This window comes from Okeania sp., assembly GCF_035285525.1.
Taxonomy (GTDB): Bacteria; Cyanobacteriota; Cyanobacteriia; order Cyanobacteriales; family Microcoleaceae; genus Trichodesmium.
The window spans coordinates 1-15762 of sequence record NZ_JAYKGW010000017.1 but is presented as its reverse complement, the minus strand read 5'-3'; the positions used below and the strand labels follow the sequence as shown (position 1 = coordinate 15762).

The window sequence follows — 15762 nt, the reverse complement described above, 5'->3', positions numbered from 1 at the left end:
TCAATGTGTTGAGAATTAATCTCCCGTTATAGCTTTAGCTTAACGGGTGCTTATTTATTGTCGCAAAGCAAATAATGGGGCAGTTCAATAATGGATAATTGATAATTACCTCTCCCTAAAAACGGATAGGATTGAATAAAAGGAAAAAATTTATTTTTTCCCCTTTAAAGGGGAGGCTTCAAGGCGCGAATTATTTAATTATTAATTATTAGGTAAAATTTTGGTGTTTTTTTAGGTTAATGTTATAGTAATGTACTTAACTTAATTAGTAGCAATTGTAAATCTCTCTAACAAAATATTAATAATTGAAGATACAACATAGGCTGAAATTCCCAAAGTCAAACGTTAAGGCGTCAATAGCTAAAATTCTCCATTGAAGTTAGCTGAGTCATAGGATTTATGTCTGTGGAGTCGATGGGGTTTGTCTGCCTTGAAAGCAGAGAGCTATATCAGTAAGTTTGGGAGACCTAGCGTTATGCTTCTTGAAGTAAAAAGCTAGAAAACCTCACAGCCAAAAGTTTCTGCTTTATGGGTGTGGAATTTCTGGAAACAAAAAATTATGACAAATAACGAACTTAAACGGGTAGTTGTCACAGGAATGGGTGCATTAACACCAATAGGCAACACTTTATCTGATTACTGGGATGGGTTATTAAGTGGCAAAAATGGTATAGGACTAATAACCCGATTCGATGCTTCCCGACACAAATGTCGTATTGCAGGAGAAGTAAAGGGATTTGACCCTCACGACTACATGGAGACCAAACAAGCAAAACATGCAGACCGCTTTTCTCAGTTTGCAATTGCAGCGAGCAAACAAGCTGTTGCTGATGCCAAATTTGAAATCAACGACCTAAACGCAGAACAGGTAGGGGTAATCATTGGCACTGGGGTAGGTGGCATTCAAGTATTAGAAGATCAGCAAGAGATTTATTTGAGTCGTGGCCCTTCTAGGTGTAGTCCCTTTATGATTCCGATGATGATTGCTAATATGGCCGCAGGTCTGACGGCAATTCATACTGGGGCTAAAGGACCAAATTCTTGTACTGTGACTGCTTGTGCTGCTGGATCTAATGCTATAGGAGATGCTTTTCGTCTAATTAAAAGAGGGTTTGCTCAAGCAATGATTTGTGGTGGGACAGAATCAGCAGTTACGCCTTTGGGACTAGCAGGGTTTGCTGCTGTTAAAGCTTTATCTACTCGTAATGATGACCCAACTCGTGCAAATCGTCCTTTTGACCGTGATCGGGATGGTTTTGTTATGGGTGAAGGTGCAGGTATTCTCATTTTGGAAGAATTAGAGTATGCTTTGAGTAGAGGAGCGAGAATATATGCAGAAATGGTTGGTTATGGTATGACTTGTGATGCTTATCATATAACAGCTCCTTCAAAAGATGGAGAGGGAGCAACCAGAGCTATACAGTTGGCCATGAAAGATGCTGGTTTAACTCCAGAAGATATTAGTTATATAAATGCCCACGGTACAAGTACACCAGCAAATGACCCAACTGAAACAAAAGCAATTAAAAAAGCATTAGGTAAAAGTGCTGAGAAGATCGCAATTAGTTCAACTAAGTCAATGACTGGCCATTTATTGGGTGGCTCTGGAGGTATTGAAGCCATAGCAACAGTAATGGCGATCGCCAATGACAAAATTCCACCAACTATTAACTTGGATAATCCCGATCCAGAATGTGACCTAAATTATGTCCCCCATAGAAGTATTGAGAAAAAAGTAGAAGCAGCTTTATCTAATTCATTTGGATTTGGAGGCCATAATGTCACTCTCGCATTTAAGAAATATATATAAGATATCTGATAGCAGGTCGTCTTGGCTAACTGGATAGGTTTTTAATCTTGAGTGAAACTCCCATGCTAACTTTATACTATAGCGTGGGATTTTTCTTTTCTAGATAGGGTTAGGAGACCAAACCCCTACGGTCTTAAATTCTACCCATATTTCTAGAGGGTTGGGAGACCAAACCCCTACGGTCTTATCGATGCTTTACCCACATATTTTTTAATATGTAACTTGACAAAATTGACAACTTATGTAAATACCTTAATTCAGCTTTTTTTGGAAAAAAATGTATGAAAAAACACATTTTTTTGGCGATCGCTTAAGCAAGTAGTTTTACTTAGGGTGTGTCATCAATTAGACGTTAGAAGCTTGGTTAACAAAAGTAGTGAACTGACAAAGCTAAAAGTTTCTATTATATCATTGGGTGGCGGGTTTATCTAACTGAATGCGTGAAAAATAGTTCATTTAACTGAGAAACCCGCCCTACCGACCGGACAATTTCAGGCGTGCTAGGGTGTGTCATCAATTAGACGTTAGAAGCTTGGTTAACAAAAGTAGTGAACTGACAAAGCTAAAAGTTTTTATTATATCATTGGGTGGCGGGTTTATTTAACTGAATGCGTGAAAAATAGTTCATTTAACTGAGAAACCCGCCCCTACCAACTAGACAATTTCAGGTGTGGTACCCTGTATCTGAACCTACTCAATCGTGATCGCCATTTTCACAAAACAGACAACAGCTTTTTTGTCAACTTATTTAATTGATGACACGCCATAGCTACTATGATGTTTTCTCCTTTCTCCCCAGCTCCCTTCTCCCCCTTCCCCTCCTGGCTAGGGGTGGGTCTCAAGATTTTCAGGAGTTTCCTGTAAGGGATATATAAAAGGAAGAAAGAAAAAGGTCATTTCAGTTATCAGTGAACCTCAGATTAAAGTCAGAGACTTGGAATACTGAGTTAAATATTTTTTAATCCCCGAACCAGGGTAGACACATACCCTCATTTTTTGGTAAGGATTTTGGGGAACATTAATCAACACGGACTTTCCCTGAAACCTTCCATACCTTGCCTACTCCAAAAAGGGTATAACAATTGACAATAAAATATCCTCTATTATCATAAGTTTAATTTTGTCAGGACTTACGCAAAGCAACGTATTTCTGTCATGGCGAGGGACAGCGAAGCAATCTCAAATAACCAAAATTCCTTCCCAGTGCGTAAGTCCTATTTGTAATAAACAGCCAGAAAATTTTTAACTTGATGACTTCTCTTGCCTAGAGTTCCCTACAAGTGAGATGATTTGTAATGTATATGGCCTGAGCATAATTCGGGAGTAGTATTACTCAAAAAAAATACCTGCTCCTCAAGCTCTGGCACTAACACAATTAACTATTTAGATACACAAAAACAATAATTATGGCTGTTGCAACTCAATCACTCGAAGAACTTTGTATTAATGCCATCCGTTTCTTAGCCATTGATGCAGTCCAAAAAGCTAACTCTGGCCATCCAGGATTGCCAATGGGTGCTGCTCCAATGGCCTTTGTTCTCTGGGACAAGTTCATGCGCTTTAACCCCAAAAATCCTAAATGGTTAAATCGCGATCGCTTCGTTCTCTCTGCTGGCCACGGCTGTATGTTACAGTACGCTTTAATGCACTTAACTGGTTATGACAGTGTACCTATCGAAGAAATTAAGCAATTCCGTCAGTGGGATTCTAAAACTCCTGGCCACCCAGAAAATCATATTACTGAAGGTATAGAAGTTACTACTGGGCCACTCGGACAAGGTATTGCTAATGCTGTGGGATTAGCTGCTGCTGAAGCTCATTTAGCTGCTGTATTTAATAAGCCAGATTGTAATTTGATTGACCATTACACTTATGTAATTATGGGTGATGGTTGTAACATGGAAGGAATTTCTGGTGAAGCTTGTTCTCTTGCTGGACACTGGGGTTTAGGTAAGTTAATCGCTTTCTATGATGATAACCATATTTCTATTGATGGTCATACTGATATTTCCTTTACTGAGGATGTAAGCAAACGTTTTGAAGCTTATGGTTGGCACGTTCAACACGTTGAGGATGGTAATACTGGTTTAGACGCGATCGCTGAAGCTATTGAAAAAGCAAAAGCAGTTACTGATAAACCTTCCTTAATCAAGGTTACTACTCTGATTGGTTATGGTTCTCCTAACAAAGCTGATACTCATGATGTTCACGGTGCAGCACTCGGACTTGAGGAAGTAGCAGCTACTCGGAAAAATCTTGGTTGGGAATATCCAGAGTTTGAAGTTCCTGCGGATGTTTTGAGTCATTTCCGTAAAGCAGTCGATAGGGGCGCAAAATCTGAGGAAGAATGGAATCAGTTATTCTCTGATTATAAGTCTAAGTATCCTGAAGATGCAGCGACTCTAGAAAGAATGGTAAGTGGTAAACTACCTGAAGGTTGGGCGGATGCACTACCTAAATATACTCCGGAAAGCAAGAAGGATGCTACTCGTAACCAATCTGGCGCAACACTAAATGCTATCGCTGGAGTTTTACCAGAATTAATTGGTGGTTCCGCTGACTTAGCACCTTCTAACAAGACTTTAATGAAAGGTTTAGGAGATTTCCAAAAAGGTCAATATCAAAATCGAAATCTGCGCTTCGGTGTTCGGGAACATGGTATGGGAGCTATTTGTAACGGTATTGCTCTCCACGGTTCAGGTTTAATTCCTTATGGTGCAACATTCTTGGTGTTCACAGATTATATGCGGAACTCCATCCGTTTATCTGCTTTAGCTGAAGCTGGTGTTATCTGGGTAATGACTCACGACTCCATCGCTTTAGGTGAAGACGGCCCAACTCACCAACCAGTTGAACATATTGCATCTTTACGTTTGATTCCTCAATTACTGGTTATGCGTCCTGCGGATGGTAATGAAACTTCTGGTGCATATAAGGTTGCGGTAGAAAGAGCTAAAGCAAGTCATCCTCAACCTACTTTATTAGCATTATCTCGTCAAGGTTTACCTAATTTAGCTGGTACTTCTATTGATGCAGTTGCTAAAGGTGCATATATTGTTACTGATAGCGAAGGTACTCCAGATATTATCTTAATTGGTACTGGTGGCGAAACTTACCAATGTGTTGATGCTGGGGAAATACTCCGTGCAGAAGGTAAGAAAGTGCGGGTAGTTTCTATGCCATGTTGGAAGTTATTTGAAGAGCAGGATGCAGCTTATAAGGAGTCTGTTTTCCCTGCTGCTGTGAAGAAGCGTTTAGCAGTAGAAGCAGGTGTTAGTTTTGGCTGGCATCGTTATGTGACTGATGAAGGTGCGACTATAAGTGTTGATACTTTTGGTGCTTCTGCTCCTGGTGATGTTGTGTTAGAGAAGTTTGGATTTACTGTTGATAACATTGTTGCTAAAGCTAGGGAAGTATTAGGTTAGTTTCGATGGTGGATAAGCATTCAGCAGTCAGCCGCGCGGACACGTTTATCTAGTGAGGGCGACTGCCATTCGCCCCTACATATTGCGTAGTGTTATATCTGCCTATTAGCTATCTTAAAATATCAACTATAATTAGAAAGGTTCCCTAGAAATAGGGAACCTTTTGAATTTTATTAAGGAGAATTTAGATAATGCTGGAGCTATCTACTGTAATTGTAACTTTCTCACTATTGGGAATATTTATAGCTATAGGAAAGACAGTTAGAAGTTTTGAATTGACTATTATTAGTAGTTCTTTAACAGGGTTGTATATGTTTTGGTTAATGCACCAAGTTTGGCTCAACTTTTTGCTAACAATAAAAGAAATATTAGGCAATTGATTTGATTTTTTTCTAAAGCGCTTTTTCGATTTATAAGCCACCTTGTCATAACTAATTTAGGATTGGTATATTGGATACTAATAGTTAAAACTAAAACATAAGTCAATTTGGTTTTTATTGACTTGATTATCAACTATAATTAAACTATAATTAAAGAGGTTCTCTAGAAATAGGGAACCTTTTAAATTTGTTTATATAATTAGGAGGAGATTATGACTCAAGCTTCTGTGGAAAAAAATACAGCAATTAAAAGAATTTCAGTAATAATTGACCAAGTTATGGAAAACGATAGTCTTTATCAAGAATTAGATAAAAATCAACTCATTGATAGTTTTTCTACATTATTAGATAAAGTTTCACCTCAAATGGTAGTACCTCTAGATGATGAAAGACTGACAAAGAAAGTTAGAGGAGTAATGTCAATAGAACTATTATCGACAATATTTGATGATTTTACTCCAGAGCAAATAGAAATGTTTAATGCAGTAGTTGAAGGGAGATAAAAATGGTGGGTTATCTACTAGATACAAATTTAGTTACTGCAATTTTGAAACAGAATAAAATAGCAACTGATAAATTTAAACAGGTTAAATTTTTAGAAGAAGATATATTTATCAGTTGTATTACCTATTATGAAATTAAAAGAGGATTATTGTATGTCAATGCTACTAGGCAACTCTCCAAGTTTAACAAATTTTGTCAAGAGGTTACAATTTTGTTTTTAGACAATTTAGAAGTTATTGAAAAAGCAACAGAAATTCACATAAATTTGAGAAGGAAAGGGCGACCTATTCAAGATGCGGATATACTTATTGCAGCAACGGCAATTACTAATAATTTAACTTTAGTTTCTAATGATTATGATATGTCTAGAGTGGAGGGAATAAATTTAGAGAATTGGTTAGACGTGGAATAGAATTAAATATATTTTTTGCCCAAGTTATTAATACAATTTTCTGTTATAATTTTACCAGCAAAAATTTTTATTTAGTAACAGCAAAAAGTAGTTATGGATGAAGTTGTAAGAAAGATAGCAAGTCTAGGATTACCTGGTATTGTATTTTAATTGCAATGGCAACTACTGGTTTAAGGGGTGCAGCAGCAATTACAGCAACATTAGCAATGTTAGGGCCGGGAGGAATGATTGGTGGTATCGCATTTTTGGGAGTAATAGGACTGGCATCAGATGCACTGACAAAGTATGGGTTAGAAGTTTTGTTGAAAGGAGTTTATCTACAGAGAAAATCAAATGGTGAACCTTTATCAAATCTATGTAGAGAAATTGATAGATTACCAATTTATTTAGAACTTCAACTAATACTAAAAAATCCTATTGGATACTAACACTTAAAACTAAAGCATAAGTCAATTTAGTTTTTATTGACTTGATTATCAATTATAATTAAAGAGGTTTTCTAGAAATAGGGAACCTTTTCAATTTATTTATATAATTGGAAGAAATTATGACTCAAAACTTCTGTGGAAAAAAATACAGTTCTTAAAAGAATATCAGAAATTATCGATCAAGCAATGGAAAACGATAGTCTTTATCAAGAAGAATTAAATCGAGATGAACTTCTGGAGACTTTCTCGAAAATATTAGATAGAGTATCACCTGAAATTCTCTTACCTCTCAATGATGAAAGGTTGAAAAAAAGAGTTCGGAGACTTATGGCAACAGAATTATTATGGACAATACTGGATGATTTTACCCCAGAAGAAAAAGAAATGTTTAATGCTGCAGTAGAAGGGAGATGGGAAAAGCAAGTTATCTAAATTATCTATTAGATGCTAATATAGTTTCAACAGTTGTAAACCAGAATTAAAAAATTATAGGAGGAAATTATGACTCAAGTTTCTACAGAAAAGAATACAGTTCTTAAAAGAATATCAGAAATGATCGATCGAGCAATGGAAAACGATAGTCTTTATCAAGAATTAGATCGAGATGAACTTATTCAGACTTTCTCGACATTATTAGATAGAGTGTCACCTCAAATTCTCCTACCTCTCAATGATGAAAGGTTGAAAAAAAGGGTTGAGAGAATCATGGTAACAGAGTTATTATGGACAACACCTAATGATTTAACTCCAGAAGAAATAGAAATGTTTAATGCTGTAGTAGAAGGGAGATAGGAAAAGTGAATTATCTATTAGATACTAATATAGTTTCAGCGTTTGTCAATCAGAATCAAAAAATTAGAGATAAATTACTGAACGTATATCTCAGAGAAGAAGATGTTTACATTAGCTGCATCAGCTTTTATGAAGTAAAAAGAGGATTATTATATGTGAATGCTACTCGCAAACTATCTATTTTTAACAGATTCTGTCAAAAAGTTACAATTTTGTTTTTAGACAATTTAGAAGTTATTGAAAAAGCAACAGAAATTCACATAAATTTGAGGAGGAAAGGAAGACCTATTCAAGATGCTGATATACTCATTGCAGCAACAGCAATTACTAATAATTTAACTTTAGTTTCTAATGATTCTGATATGTCAAGAGTTGAGGGAATAAATTTAGAAAATTGGTTAGAGATAGAATAGATAGTTACTATTTAATAAGGTGAGCTATTTACTATATAAAAATTTAGTTACTGCTATTTTGAAATATAATAAAATAGCAACTGATAAATTTAACCAGGTTAAATTTTTGGAATAACATCTATTTATCAGTTGCATTACCTATTATGTTATGAAATTCAAAGAGGGTTATTGTATGTCAATGGTACTAAATAACTCTTCTAGTTTAACAAATTCTGTCAAGAAGTTAAAATTTTGTTCTGAGGACAATTTAGAAATTATTAAGCAAGCATCAAAAATCAAGGTTTTCGAGCAATAATATTTGCCCATAGAGAACGACGCCAGGTAATATCTATATCCACAAAGCCAATTTCTCTCAGCCAATCTACTACTGTCATAATAGGAATATGCCGATCATAGCGTCGATCATGATCCCAAAAATGATTCCATTGCTCATTCGTTGCTCCTAGCTCATAAACAGCATTTTTCCATTGTTCATTATAGCGTTCATGGATTTGATTATTAATTCCCCGAAAGATGTCGGAATAAGAAAATAACCCATCAGATTTTAACCACCGATGTACATTGTGGAACAATTGTTTTTTATCGCCATCATTTAGATGATGCAGAGTGATGTATGAGATAACGTAATCAAAAGTCGCTTCTGGGAAATCCAATGTCATAAAATCCTGCTCATAGAGGTGGATTTGCTCATTCTTCCCAAAACGCTGCTGACAAAAATCGATCATCTTACTAGAACTATCTACAACATGAACATCAGCTTCTGAGTAACGCTCTAGCACAGCAGCAGAAAGATTACCAGTACCACCACCTAGCTCCAGGATATTCGGCGCATCTAATTCATTTTGTAAATTATCCAGGGTGATTCCAAGATTCTCTTCGTACCAGGGAACCCACAAACGGATAAGTTGATTATATTGTCGTGCAAGAGAATCAAATTCTGCTTGTATGTAAAAGGAACGTACTACACCAACTGTTAATTTAATCCGAGTCCATAAACCGCCACTTTTGACAAATTCATCGAACTCAATGATACCATTACCATTGATATCAGCTTGTTGGATCAACATTTCGATTTCATCCTCGCTGACGTTAATATTTAACCCATAAAATAACTCTCGTAGTTCATCAGTTGAGATAGTACCGTTGTTATCCAAATCAATTAAGCGAAAAATCTCTAATAAATCCTTTTTAGAAGTTATATTTACTTTATCTAAAATCCATTGAGAAAATTCGTCAAACTCAATCGTATTGCTGACATTTTTATCAATACTAATAAAGATAGATTTTATATCTTCAGTGTTTGGGTTCATTCCTAGATAACGCAGAACATTTATTACCTCTTCAGGTGATAATGAGCTATTACCATCAGTATCAAATGAATCAAAGACTTGTTTCAATTCATCAATAGATAATTGTGTAATTTGTTGAGACATTACTTAAGTATTTTTTCAAATTGTACCGTTATTCTTTGATTAGGTTAATTGTCTATTCAAAGTTCAGATTAGTGTAATTAAATAATACTTGAGTTTGAACGAATTTGCACTTAAAAATAATAAAGAGGATGGATGGCAGGAGAAAATTATCCATTTGCAAATAGTCTATAATTCAAGAGTTTTTCTAGTAATCAAAAACTTCTTTAACTTATCTTGACAATCAGGAAAATAGGTATTATACCAAATTACCATAAACTTTGCTATATTTGGATTTTTTCTTTCTAAATATTATTTGTTCGAGCAAATGCTTGATATTTAGTAATTTCGGTGATGAAGAAAAGTGATTTTACTAGCTTCCAAGTATAGCAATACTTTTGAGAAATGGTATTATGTCTCAAGCTTCTGCTGGAAAGAATACAGTTATTAAACAAAATTCAGCAATAATTAACTAACTAATAGAAAGCAAAAGTATTTATCAAAATTAGACAAAAGTAAATTCATTATGTGGGCATCTTACCCGGAACTGGTGTACTTTACTAATATAAGACTGTAATCTAGAGAGGTATAAATTGATAAAAAATTGCTCGGTAAGTTGTTATCAAGTTTTGAAGACTTGTGAGCGACGGTATTACAAATCATCAGAAATGATTGACTAAATAATGAGAATAGCGCAAATTATAAATCAACAAGAAATTCTACAGAAACAAAGTTTGAAAACTGGAATTTTAGTAGCTAAAGTTTCTTTAATTATTACTTTAGCGTGTTATGCGTCAGGTAAAATCTTGACCAAATTACAGCGGTTTTCATTTTGGTAAACCAGAGTAGGGACGTTAGATAAAAAAAATGCGAATGTCTCTACAAGGCTTTGATTATAGAAATGTGATTCATCAATTTGAAAAACGCTGTAAGTCAAAAATAAATTAGCTCTAACGCTACTGTATTTAATATCAAATCTGTTAGTATTGTGAGAATTCACCCCCGGTATGGCTCTGGTTTCTAAACATCTTACAAACTAGGAGTTTTTGCTAATACTGATGGTATAACATTATTCTCCAAAGTAAGCGAATTTGATATAATAGATTGGCGATCTGAAAAGTTAATGCACAATTAATTTTGCTTCAGTACTTAATACTGGTATGGCAGAAAAATTGAAAAAATATTGTTAGTAAAAATAAAGTGCTTAAGTCAAAACTGAACAATTAGTTACAGTAACATTATTGATAGCTTTGCTTGATTCTTAATACTTGAAATTGCAGGAAAAATAATTTGTCAAACTTGTTACTCCTTCAGTTTTGATTTAAGTATTTAGCTATTTGCATTCAGCATTTAGCTTTTGAATCTAATCACTTACTAAAGTTAGCTAATGGTCTTTTTATTTCCTATAAAATGCTATGCAAACATAAGTTCTCATTCTTTTTGAAAGCTAATTTATCCTTCGGTGTAACAGTGAGTTAATAACTCATAGCTGAATGCTGAATGCTTAAGTTTTAATACTAAATTAAAAACCTCTAAAAGTCAATTATATTTATTTCATATATCCAATGTCTTATCAATTAAATAAATGGTTTACTATTATAGGGATAGCTAGTATATTTCTATTTTCAGTCATCCTCAGATTTTGGCAATTAGGTCGTTTTAATACTCTCGTTTTTGACGAGGTTTATTATGCTAAATTTGCTAACAACTATCTCACTCAAACAGAATTTTTTAATGCTCATCCCCCCCTAAGTCAATATATTATTGCCATTGGTATTTGGATAGGTTCTATTTTACCCTTTGGTCAAGAAATAGTTAATAATGAAACAGGTTCTACTTTAGCCTCTTGGAGTTATCGGTGGATAAATGCTTTAACAGGTTCATTTATTCCTGTAGTAGTAGGAGCGATCGCCTATCAATTAACCCACCGTTGGAGTTATAGTTTTATTGCTGCTTTACTAATAGCTTTAGATGGATTATTTTTAGTTGAATCTCGCTATGCTTTGAATAATATCTATCTAGTAATCTTTGGATTATTAGGTCACTTATGTTTAATTATTGCTCTCCAAAATAATCAATTAAAACCAAGAAAATGGTTAGCTTTATCTGGTATATTTTTTGGTGCAAGTGCAGCGATTAAATGGAATGGTCTAGGATTTTTACTCGGAATTTATATGCTCTGGATATTAGCATGGATAATTCAATTTATTGCTCCTACTAAAAAATCAGAATATAAATTTCCTTGGCAAAATTTAACTCAACTAAATCTGATTAAATTTACTCTATATTTATTCGTTATTCCTATAATTACCTATAGCCTACTTTGGATTCCCCACATTATTCTTAACCCCCAATATGGCTTTTGGGAAATGCAGCAACAGATTTTCAGCTATCACCAAAGAGTCGGCAGCGGACCTGATACTCATCCTTATTGCGCTCAATGGTTTACCTGGCCGTTAATGATTAGACCAGTAGTTTATTTTTATAAAAATACAGGTTTATTAGACAAACCAGAACCTTCTTTACCACCCTTACCTCCAGATATTGGAGACCCAAAAGTTAATCCCCTAATTTTTGATGTTCATGCGATGGGAAATCCTATTCTTTGGTGGTTATCAGTATGGGGAATTTTATTATTAATCTTGATGTTATTTAATCGTATTTGGCATTGGGAAAAAAATCGACAAGCAAGACGTAAAAAAATTAAATTAAAGCAGACTTTTCAATTTCCACCTGCTTCAGAAATGTGGTTGTTACTATATTTAATTATAAATTGGATGAGTAATTTTCTCCCTTGGAGTAAAGTGAGTCGTTGCACTTTTTTGTATCATTATATGGGAGCTTTAGTGTTTGCTGTTTTGGCATTTTCTTGGTGGGTTGATAGGTTATTAAACAGTCGCAAAAATTATCTTAAGATAATAGGATTTACAACAATTTTTATAGTTTTCTTGGCGTTTGTTTTTTGGATGCCTGTTTATTTAGGATTACCTTTATCTCCCCAAGATTGGCAGTTGAGAATGTGGTTTCGGTCTTGGATTTAACTAGCTATTAACTTTTAGTATTCAGTAAACTCCTGTGAAAAGGTATAACTAGAAGTCAGGTACTAATAATATTTTTTTGGTTTAGAGGTTGCAAGTTTCAGAAGGGTGTGTTATTGTAATTAAATATCTAGGACGTATAGCTCAGTTGGTTAGAGCGCCACGTTGACATCGTGGAGGTCACAGATTCGAGTTCTGTTACGTCCATTTTTTTATGGCTTTTGTTAATTTAAGTAATGTAAATTAAAATAATACATTAAATTTTCACAATATTCAAAAAAATTTACCTATTTATTTGTATATATTAACTATAAAAAAGCTAGTCTAATATATATCAGTATTTTGCTGATAGTAAGACAGAATGATGCTCTAACTTAAAACTGTACAATCGGAGAAAATTAATTATGCCTTCCCTTAATCAATTTGCTTATGTCGCTGGAACCAATAATTACCAGTTCGGACATAACTCAATTCCGAATATTCCAATTACCAATGCTCCAAATGACACTAATTTTGAACGTTGGGCTATGCTTCATGATGGTTCAGCTTACCGTCTGTATTTTTTCAAAGGAAGCACCAATAACACAATTTATCAATTTGCTTTCAATGGTTCATCCTATGAATTTGGACATAACTCAATTCCAGAATTGACCTTAATTGATGCACCAGAAGATGCTGATGCCAGCAGTTTTGCTATGTTATATGACGGTAGTGACTACAGACTATACCTTCGTCAGCTTGGTGAATCAAATCAACTTTATCAGTTTGCTTGGGTTTCTGGTAGTAGTACCTACAAATGGGGACACAATTCCATTCCTAAAATCCCTGTAACAGGTTTTCCAGATAATTCAGACGCGAACCGATGGGGAATGCTACATGATGGAAGTGCTTACCGATACTACAGGATGGAACTAGGAAACAACAACAAATTATTACAGGGTTCGTTCAATATGAGTAGTAATGCTTATGAATATAAATTCAACTCTATTCCAGAATTAGATTTAGTCGATACCCCTTCTAACAGTGATCTAAGTGAATTAGGGATGCTACATGATGGTAGTGACTATCGTTTCTATCTTTTGACAAAGTAGATTCGTTTCCAATACTGCTCGCTTAAGTACCAACTTATCTTGAGACTGGATAGCAGTAGGGAGCAGGGGAGAACACCAAAAACCCCTCTCCCGTTATAATTCCGATTGAACGGGAGATAACTTTACTGATAATTTCGAGCGCCATTTACTCACAATATTTTTTAAATTTATTGGCAACCAATTATCATATTGAGAATAAACTGGTAATCTTTTAATTAATTCCCATCCTTCAAACTCCAAAACTTTTACTAAAGCTTGATAATGTAGGTGAGGATAATCAGGATTAACTTCATCTAATGGTCCGATACCTCCCAAGTCTCCCGCTCCATTTTCTAAGCAAGCTAATAATATTTCTGGTTTTGTAACTAAATTAGGAGGAATTTGTAAAGTAATATCTGATGGTAATATTTGACGGGCGATCGCTACAACCTCTGGCAATAAATTAAGCTCAAAACCTTCACCATTCCATATTTCTAGATTGCCAGGACTGTAGGGTTGGAGAATCACCTCTTGAATATGGCCCCATTTTTGATGAATATTAGCGATCGCTTCTAAAGTTTCTTTCCAGTCAGTTACAGTTTCTCCTATTCCTAATAATAAACCAGTAGTAAAAGGTATTCTTAATTCTCCTGCCCATTCTAATTGTTGTAACCGTAAATGTGGCCTCTTACTAGGAGCATTTCTATGAACAGTTTCTAGTAATTTAGGGGTGATCTGCTCCAACATTAGTCCCATTGACACATTTACTTGTTTCAAATCTTTCATTTCGGGTTGACTCAGTGGCCCAACATTAGTATGGGGCAAAAATCCTAAAGATAGAGCTAATTTACACAAATCATAGATTAGTTGAAACCAAGCTTGTCTGTATTGACTGTTCGGATGTACTTCACCGCTCAGAATTAAAATTTCAATTATACCTTGATTTTTGAGAGATAATAATATTTTTTCTGCTTCTGATAGACTTAGCCAAGAACTTTGACCTGGTTCTGAGCGAAAATTACAATAGTTACAACGATTAAAACATTCATAAGTAGGAACCACTGTATAAGCAGGACTATATGTGACGATTTTAGACATGGACGAAGGATTAAATCTAGTTAATTAGAGAATTTTTCATAGGTAACACTTTGGAAAAATAATTTTACAAAAAAGTACATAGGATTTGTTTATAAAAAGTCTTTTTGCATTTGGTAGGGACGTTGCGTGCAAGGTCCCTACGGGAGTAAGGAGTAGGGAGTAGGAAGTAGTTAATAATCAGCAGTTATGGAGAAAGTTGCTTTTAAGAATGGTTTCTTTATTTGTCTGCTATAGTTACCCCAAAATTATAACTTTTTGATTTTTCGGGAACCGTACCTTTTAGACCTAAAAACTTGCACTTTTTCGGACTTGAAAAAGGGTAAAACTTTTATCTGTTAATGTTTTAGATTTAATCAGCAAACTCTACATATCGATCAGATATGTTGAAAAATGGTTGCTTCAATTTATTTTAGATTTCTATTTCTATCATTTTCCTCCTCGTTTTTCAATATTTATCTATTCTTCCTTCTTCCTTATTTATTCTTTTGAAGTTGCCATTAGAACACTTAAAAGCATTTGGAAACAAGCAAAATTAGAGGATAAATAATGAAAGAATATATTGTCATTTTTGAATGGACTGGAAATAACTATTCTGCTTATGTTCCTGACTTACTAGGTTGTATTTCTACAGGTAAAACCCTTGAAGAAACAGAAAATAATATTAGAGAAGCAATGGAACTTTATCAGGACTTACGCAGCGACCCTAAATATAGTCCTAAAAACTATTGCGCAATAGTTTTTCAACTATATATATATATATATAGTACCTTTGCCTAAGTCCTGAATTTATTTTTATCCACAAAGAAACCCGGTTTCTGGATTTGTCAGCTATTTTGATAAAAAAAACTTATAAATAAATTAAAGAATAAATTACTTAACACCCCTTTACAAATAGAAATAAACTAGCTAAAGTAATATTAACGGTCAAGGAAAAAAACCGAAGACCGCCGTACCTCGAAAATTTCATACATACATAACAGCAA

The 15762-nt window shown here is 34.5% G+C and carries 14 protein-coding genes and 1 tRNA gene; 13 read left to right on the top strand and 2 right to left on the bottom strand.

The genetic code is table 11. From position 1 onward, the window contains the following. Nucleotides 1-559: 559 nt before the first annotated feature. From fabF to VKJ25_RS01545, 9 genes are all read left to right on the top strand, one after another. A complete protein-coding gene (gene fabF, locus VKJ25_RS01585) occupies nt 560-1810 on the top strand; it encodes a beta-ketoacyl-ACP synthase II (RefSeq protein WP_324234872.1) in 1251 nt (416 codons plus the stop codon). A 1406-nt stretch (nt 1811-3216) separates the two neighbouring features. Further along, complete coding sequence (tkt, locus tag VKJ25_RS01580; protein ID WP_324234871.1) at nt 3217-5235, top strand: transketolase; 2019 nt, start codon at nt 3217-3219, stop codon at nt 5233-5235. 191 nt (nt 5236-5426) lie between these two features. Further along, nucleotides 5427-5615 (top strand): hypothetical protein, encoded by a 189-nt coding sequence (locus VKJ25_RS01575; RefSeq protein WP_324234870.1) that lies wholly within the window; start codon nt 5427-5429, stop codon nt 5613-5615. A 212-nt stretch (nt 5616-5827) separates the two neighbouring features. Further along, a complete protein-coding gene (locus tag VKJ25_RS01570; RefSeq protein ID WP_324234869.1) occupies nt 5828-6118 on the top strand; it encodes a hypothetical protein in 291 nt (96 codons plus the stop codon). Nucleotides 6119-6120: 2 nt separating this feature from the next. Then, complete coding sequence (locus VKJ25_RS01565; protein WP_324234868.1) at nt 6121-6531, top strand: type II toxin-antitoxin system VapC family toxin; 411 nt, start codon at nt 6121-6123, stop codon at nt 6529-6531. Between the two features lie 155 nt (nt 6532-6686). Beyond that, on the top strand, nt 6687-6959 hold the full coding sequence (locus VKJ25_RS01560; RefSeq protein ID WP_324234867.1) for a hypothetical protein: 273 nt from the start codon (nt 6687-6689) through the stop codon (nt 6957-6959). A 135-nt stretch (nt 6960-7094) separates the two neighbouring features. Beyond that, nucleotides 7095-7391: a hypothetical protein gene (locus tag VKJ25_RS01555; protein WP_324234866.1), complete on the top strand. Its 297-nt coding sequence runs from the start codon at nt 7095-7097 to the stop codon at nt 7389-7391. Between the two features lie 69 nt (nt 7392-7460). Continuing rightward, nucleotides 7461-7751, top strand: coding sequence for a hypothetical protein (locus VKJ25_RS01550; protein ID WP_324234865.1), 291 nt, complete (start codon nt 7461-7463; stop codon nt 7749-7751). Nucleotides 7752-7756: 5 nt separating this feature from the next. Then, entirely contained in the window at nt 7757-8164 is a 408-nt protein-coding gene (locus tag VKJ25_RS01545; RefSeq protein ID WP_324234864.1) for a type II toxin-antitoxin system VapC family toxin, read from the top strand. Between the two features lie 275 nt (nt 8165-8439). On the opposite strand, the gene VKJ25_RS01540 is transcribed toward VKJ25_RS01545, so the two are convergent. Further along, nucleotides 8440-9597 carry an EF-hand domain-containing protein gene (locus VKJ25_RS01540; protein WP_324234863.1) on the bottom strand — a complete coding sequence of 386 codons (1158 nt, stop codon included), beginning with the start codon at nt 9595-9597 and terminating at the stop codon, nt 8440-8442. 1541 nt (nt 9598-11138) lie between these two features. Between VKJ25_RS01540 and VKJ25_RS01535 the strand changes: the two genes are divergently transcribed. The 3 genes from VKJ25_RS01535 to VKJ25_RS01525 all read left to right on the top strand — a co-directional run bounded on the left by VKJ25_RS01535 (nt 11139) and on the right by VKJ25_RS01525 (nt 13702). Beyond that, complete coding sequence (locus tag VKJ25_RS01535; RefSeq protein ID WP_324234862.1) at nt 11139-12614, top strand: dolichyl-phosphate-mannose--protein mannosyltransferase; 1476 nt, start codon at nt 11139-11141, stop codon at nt 12612-12614. A gap of 130 nt (nt 12615-12744) precedes the next feature. Beyond that, nucleotides 12745-12818, top strand: a tRNA-Val gene (locus tag VKJ25_RS01530). 197 nt (nt 12819-13015) lie between these two features. Further along, the gene (locus VKJ25_RS01525) at nt 13016-13702 is read left to right on the top strand and encodes a hypothetical protein (protein ID WP_324234861.1); all 687 of its coding nucleotides are present in this window, start codon (nt 13016-13018) and stop codon (nt 13700-13702) included. A gap of 93 nt (nt 13703-13795) precedes the next feature. Here VKJ25_RS01525 and cofG read toward each other — a convergent pair whose 3' ends face one another. Beyond that, nucleotides 13796-14779 carry a 7,8-didemethyl-8-hydroxy-5-deazariboflavin synthase subunit CofG gene (gene cofG / locus VKJ25_RS01520; protein ID WP_324234860.1) on the bottom strand — a complete coding sequence of 328 codons (984 nt, stop codon included), beginning with the start codon at nt 14777-14779 and terminating at the stop codon, nt 13796-13798. Between the two features lie 546 nt (nt 14780-15325). On the opposite strand from cofG, the gene VKJ25_RS01515 reads away from it, so the two are divergent. Then, nucleotides 15326-15556 (top strand): type II toxin-antitoxin system HicB family antitoxin, encoded by a 231-nt coding sequence (locus tag VKJ25_RS01515; RefSeq protein WP_324234859.1) that lies wholly within the window; start codon nt 15326-15328, stop codon nt 15554-15556. The last annotated feature ends 206 nt before the right edge of the window (nt 15557-15762 follow it).

Coding starts and splice junctions, on each gene's coding strand:
- VKJ25_RS01565 (WP_324234868.1), top strand. CDS start 6,121: ATGGTGGGTTATCTACTAGATACAAATTTAGTTACTGCAATTTTGAAA.
- tkt (WP_324234871.1), top strand. CDS start 3,217: ATGGCTGTTGCAACTCAATCACTCGAAGAACTTTGTATTAATGCCATC.
- VKJ25_RS01525 (WP_324234861.1), top strand. CDS start 13,016: ATGCCTTCCCTTAATCAATTTGCTTATGTCGCTGGAACCAATAATTAC.
- VKJ25_RS01550 (WP_324234865.1), top strand. CDS start 7,461: ATGACTCAAGTTTCTACAGAAAAGAATACAGTTCTTAAAAGAATATCA.
- VKJ25_RS01560 (WP_324234867.1), top strand. CDS start 6,687: ATGGCAACTACTGGTTTAAGGGGTGCAGCAGCAATTACAGCAACATTA.
- fabF (WP_324234872.1), top strand. CDS start 560: ATGACAAATAACGAACTTAAACGGGTAGTTGTCACAGGAATGGGTGCA.
- VKJ25_RS01515 (WP_324234859.1), top strand. CDS start 15,326: ATGAAAGAATATATTGTCATTTTTGAATGGACTGGAAATAACTATTCT.
- VKJ25_RS01575 (WP_324234870.1), top strand. CDS start 5,427: ATGCTGGAGCTATCTACTGTAATTGTAACTTTCTCACTATTGGGAATA.
- VKJ25_RS01570 (WP_324234869.1), top strand. CDS start 5,828: ATGACTCAAGCTTCTGTGGAAAAAAATACAGCAATTAAAAGAATTTCA.
- VKJ25_RS01540 (WP_324234863.1), bottom strand. CDS start 9,597: ATGTCTCAACAAATTACACAATTATCTATTGATGAATTGAAACAAGTC.
- cofG (WP_324234860.1), bottom strand. CDS start 14,779: ATGTCTAAAATCGTCACATATAGTCCTGCTTATACAGTGGTTCCTACT.
- VKJ25_RS01535 (WP_324234862.1), top strand. CDS start 11,139: ATGTCTTATCAATTAAATAAATGGTTTACTATTATAGGGATAGCTAGT.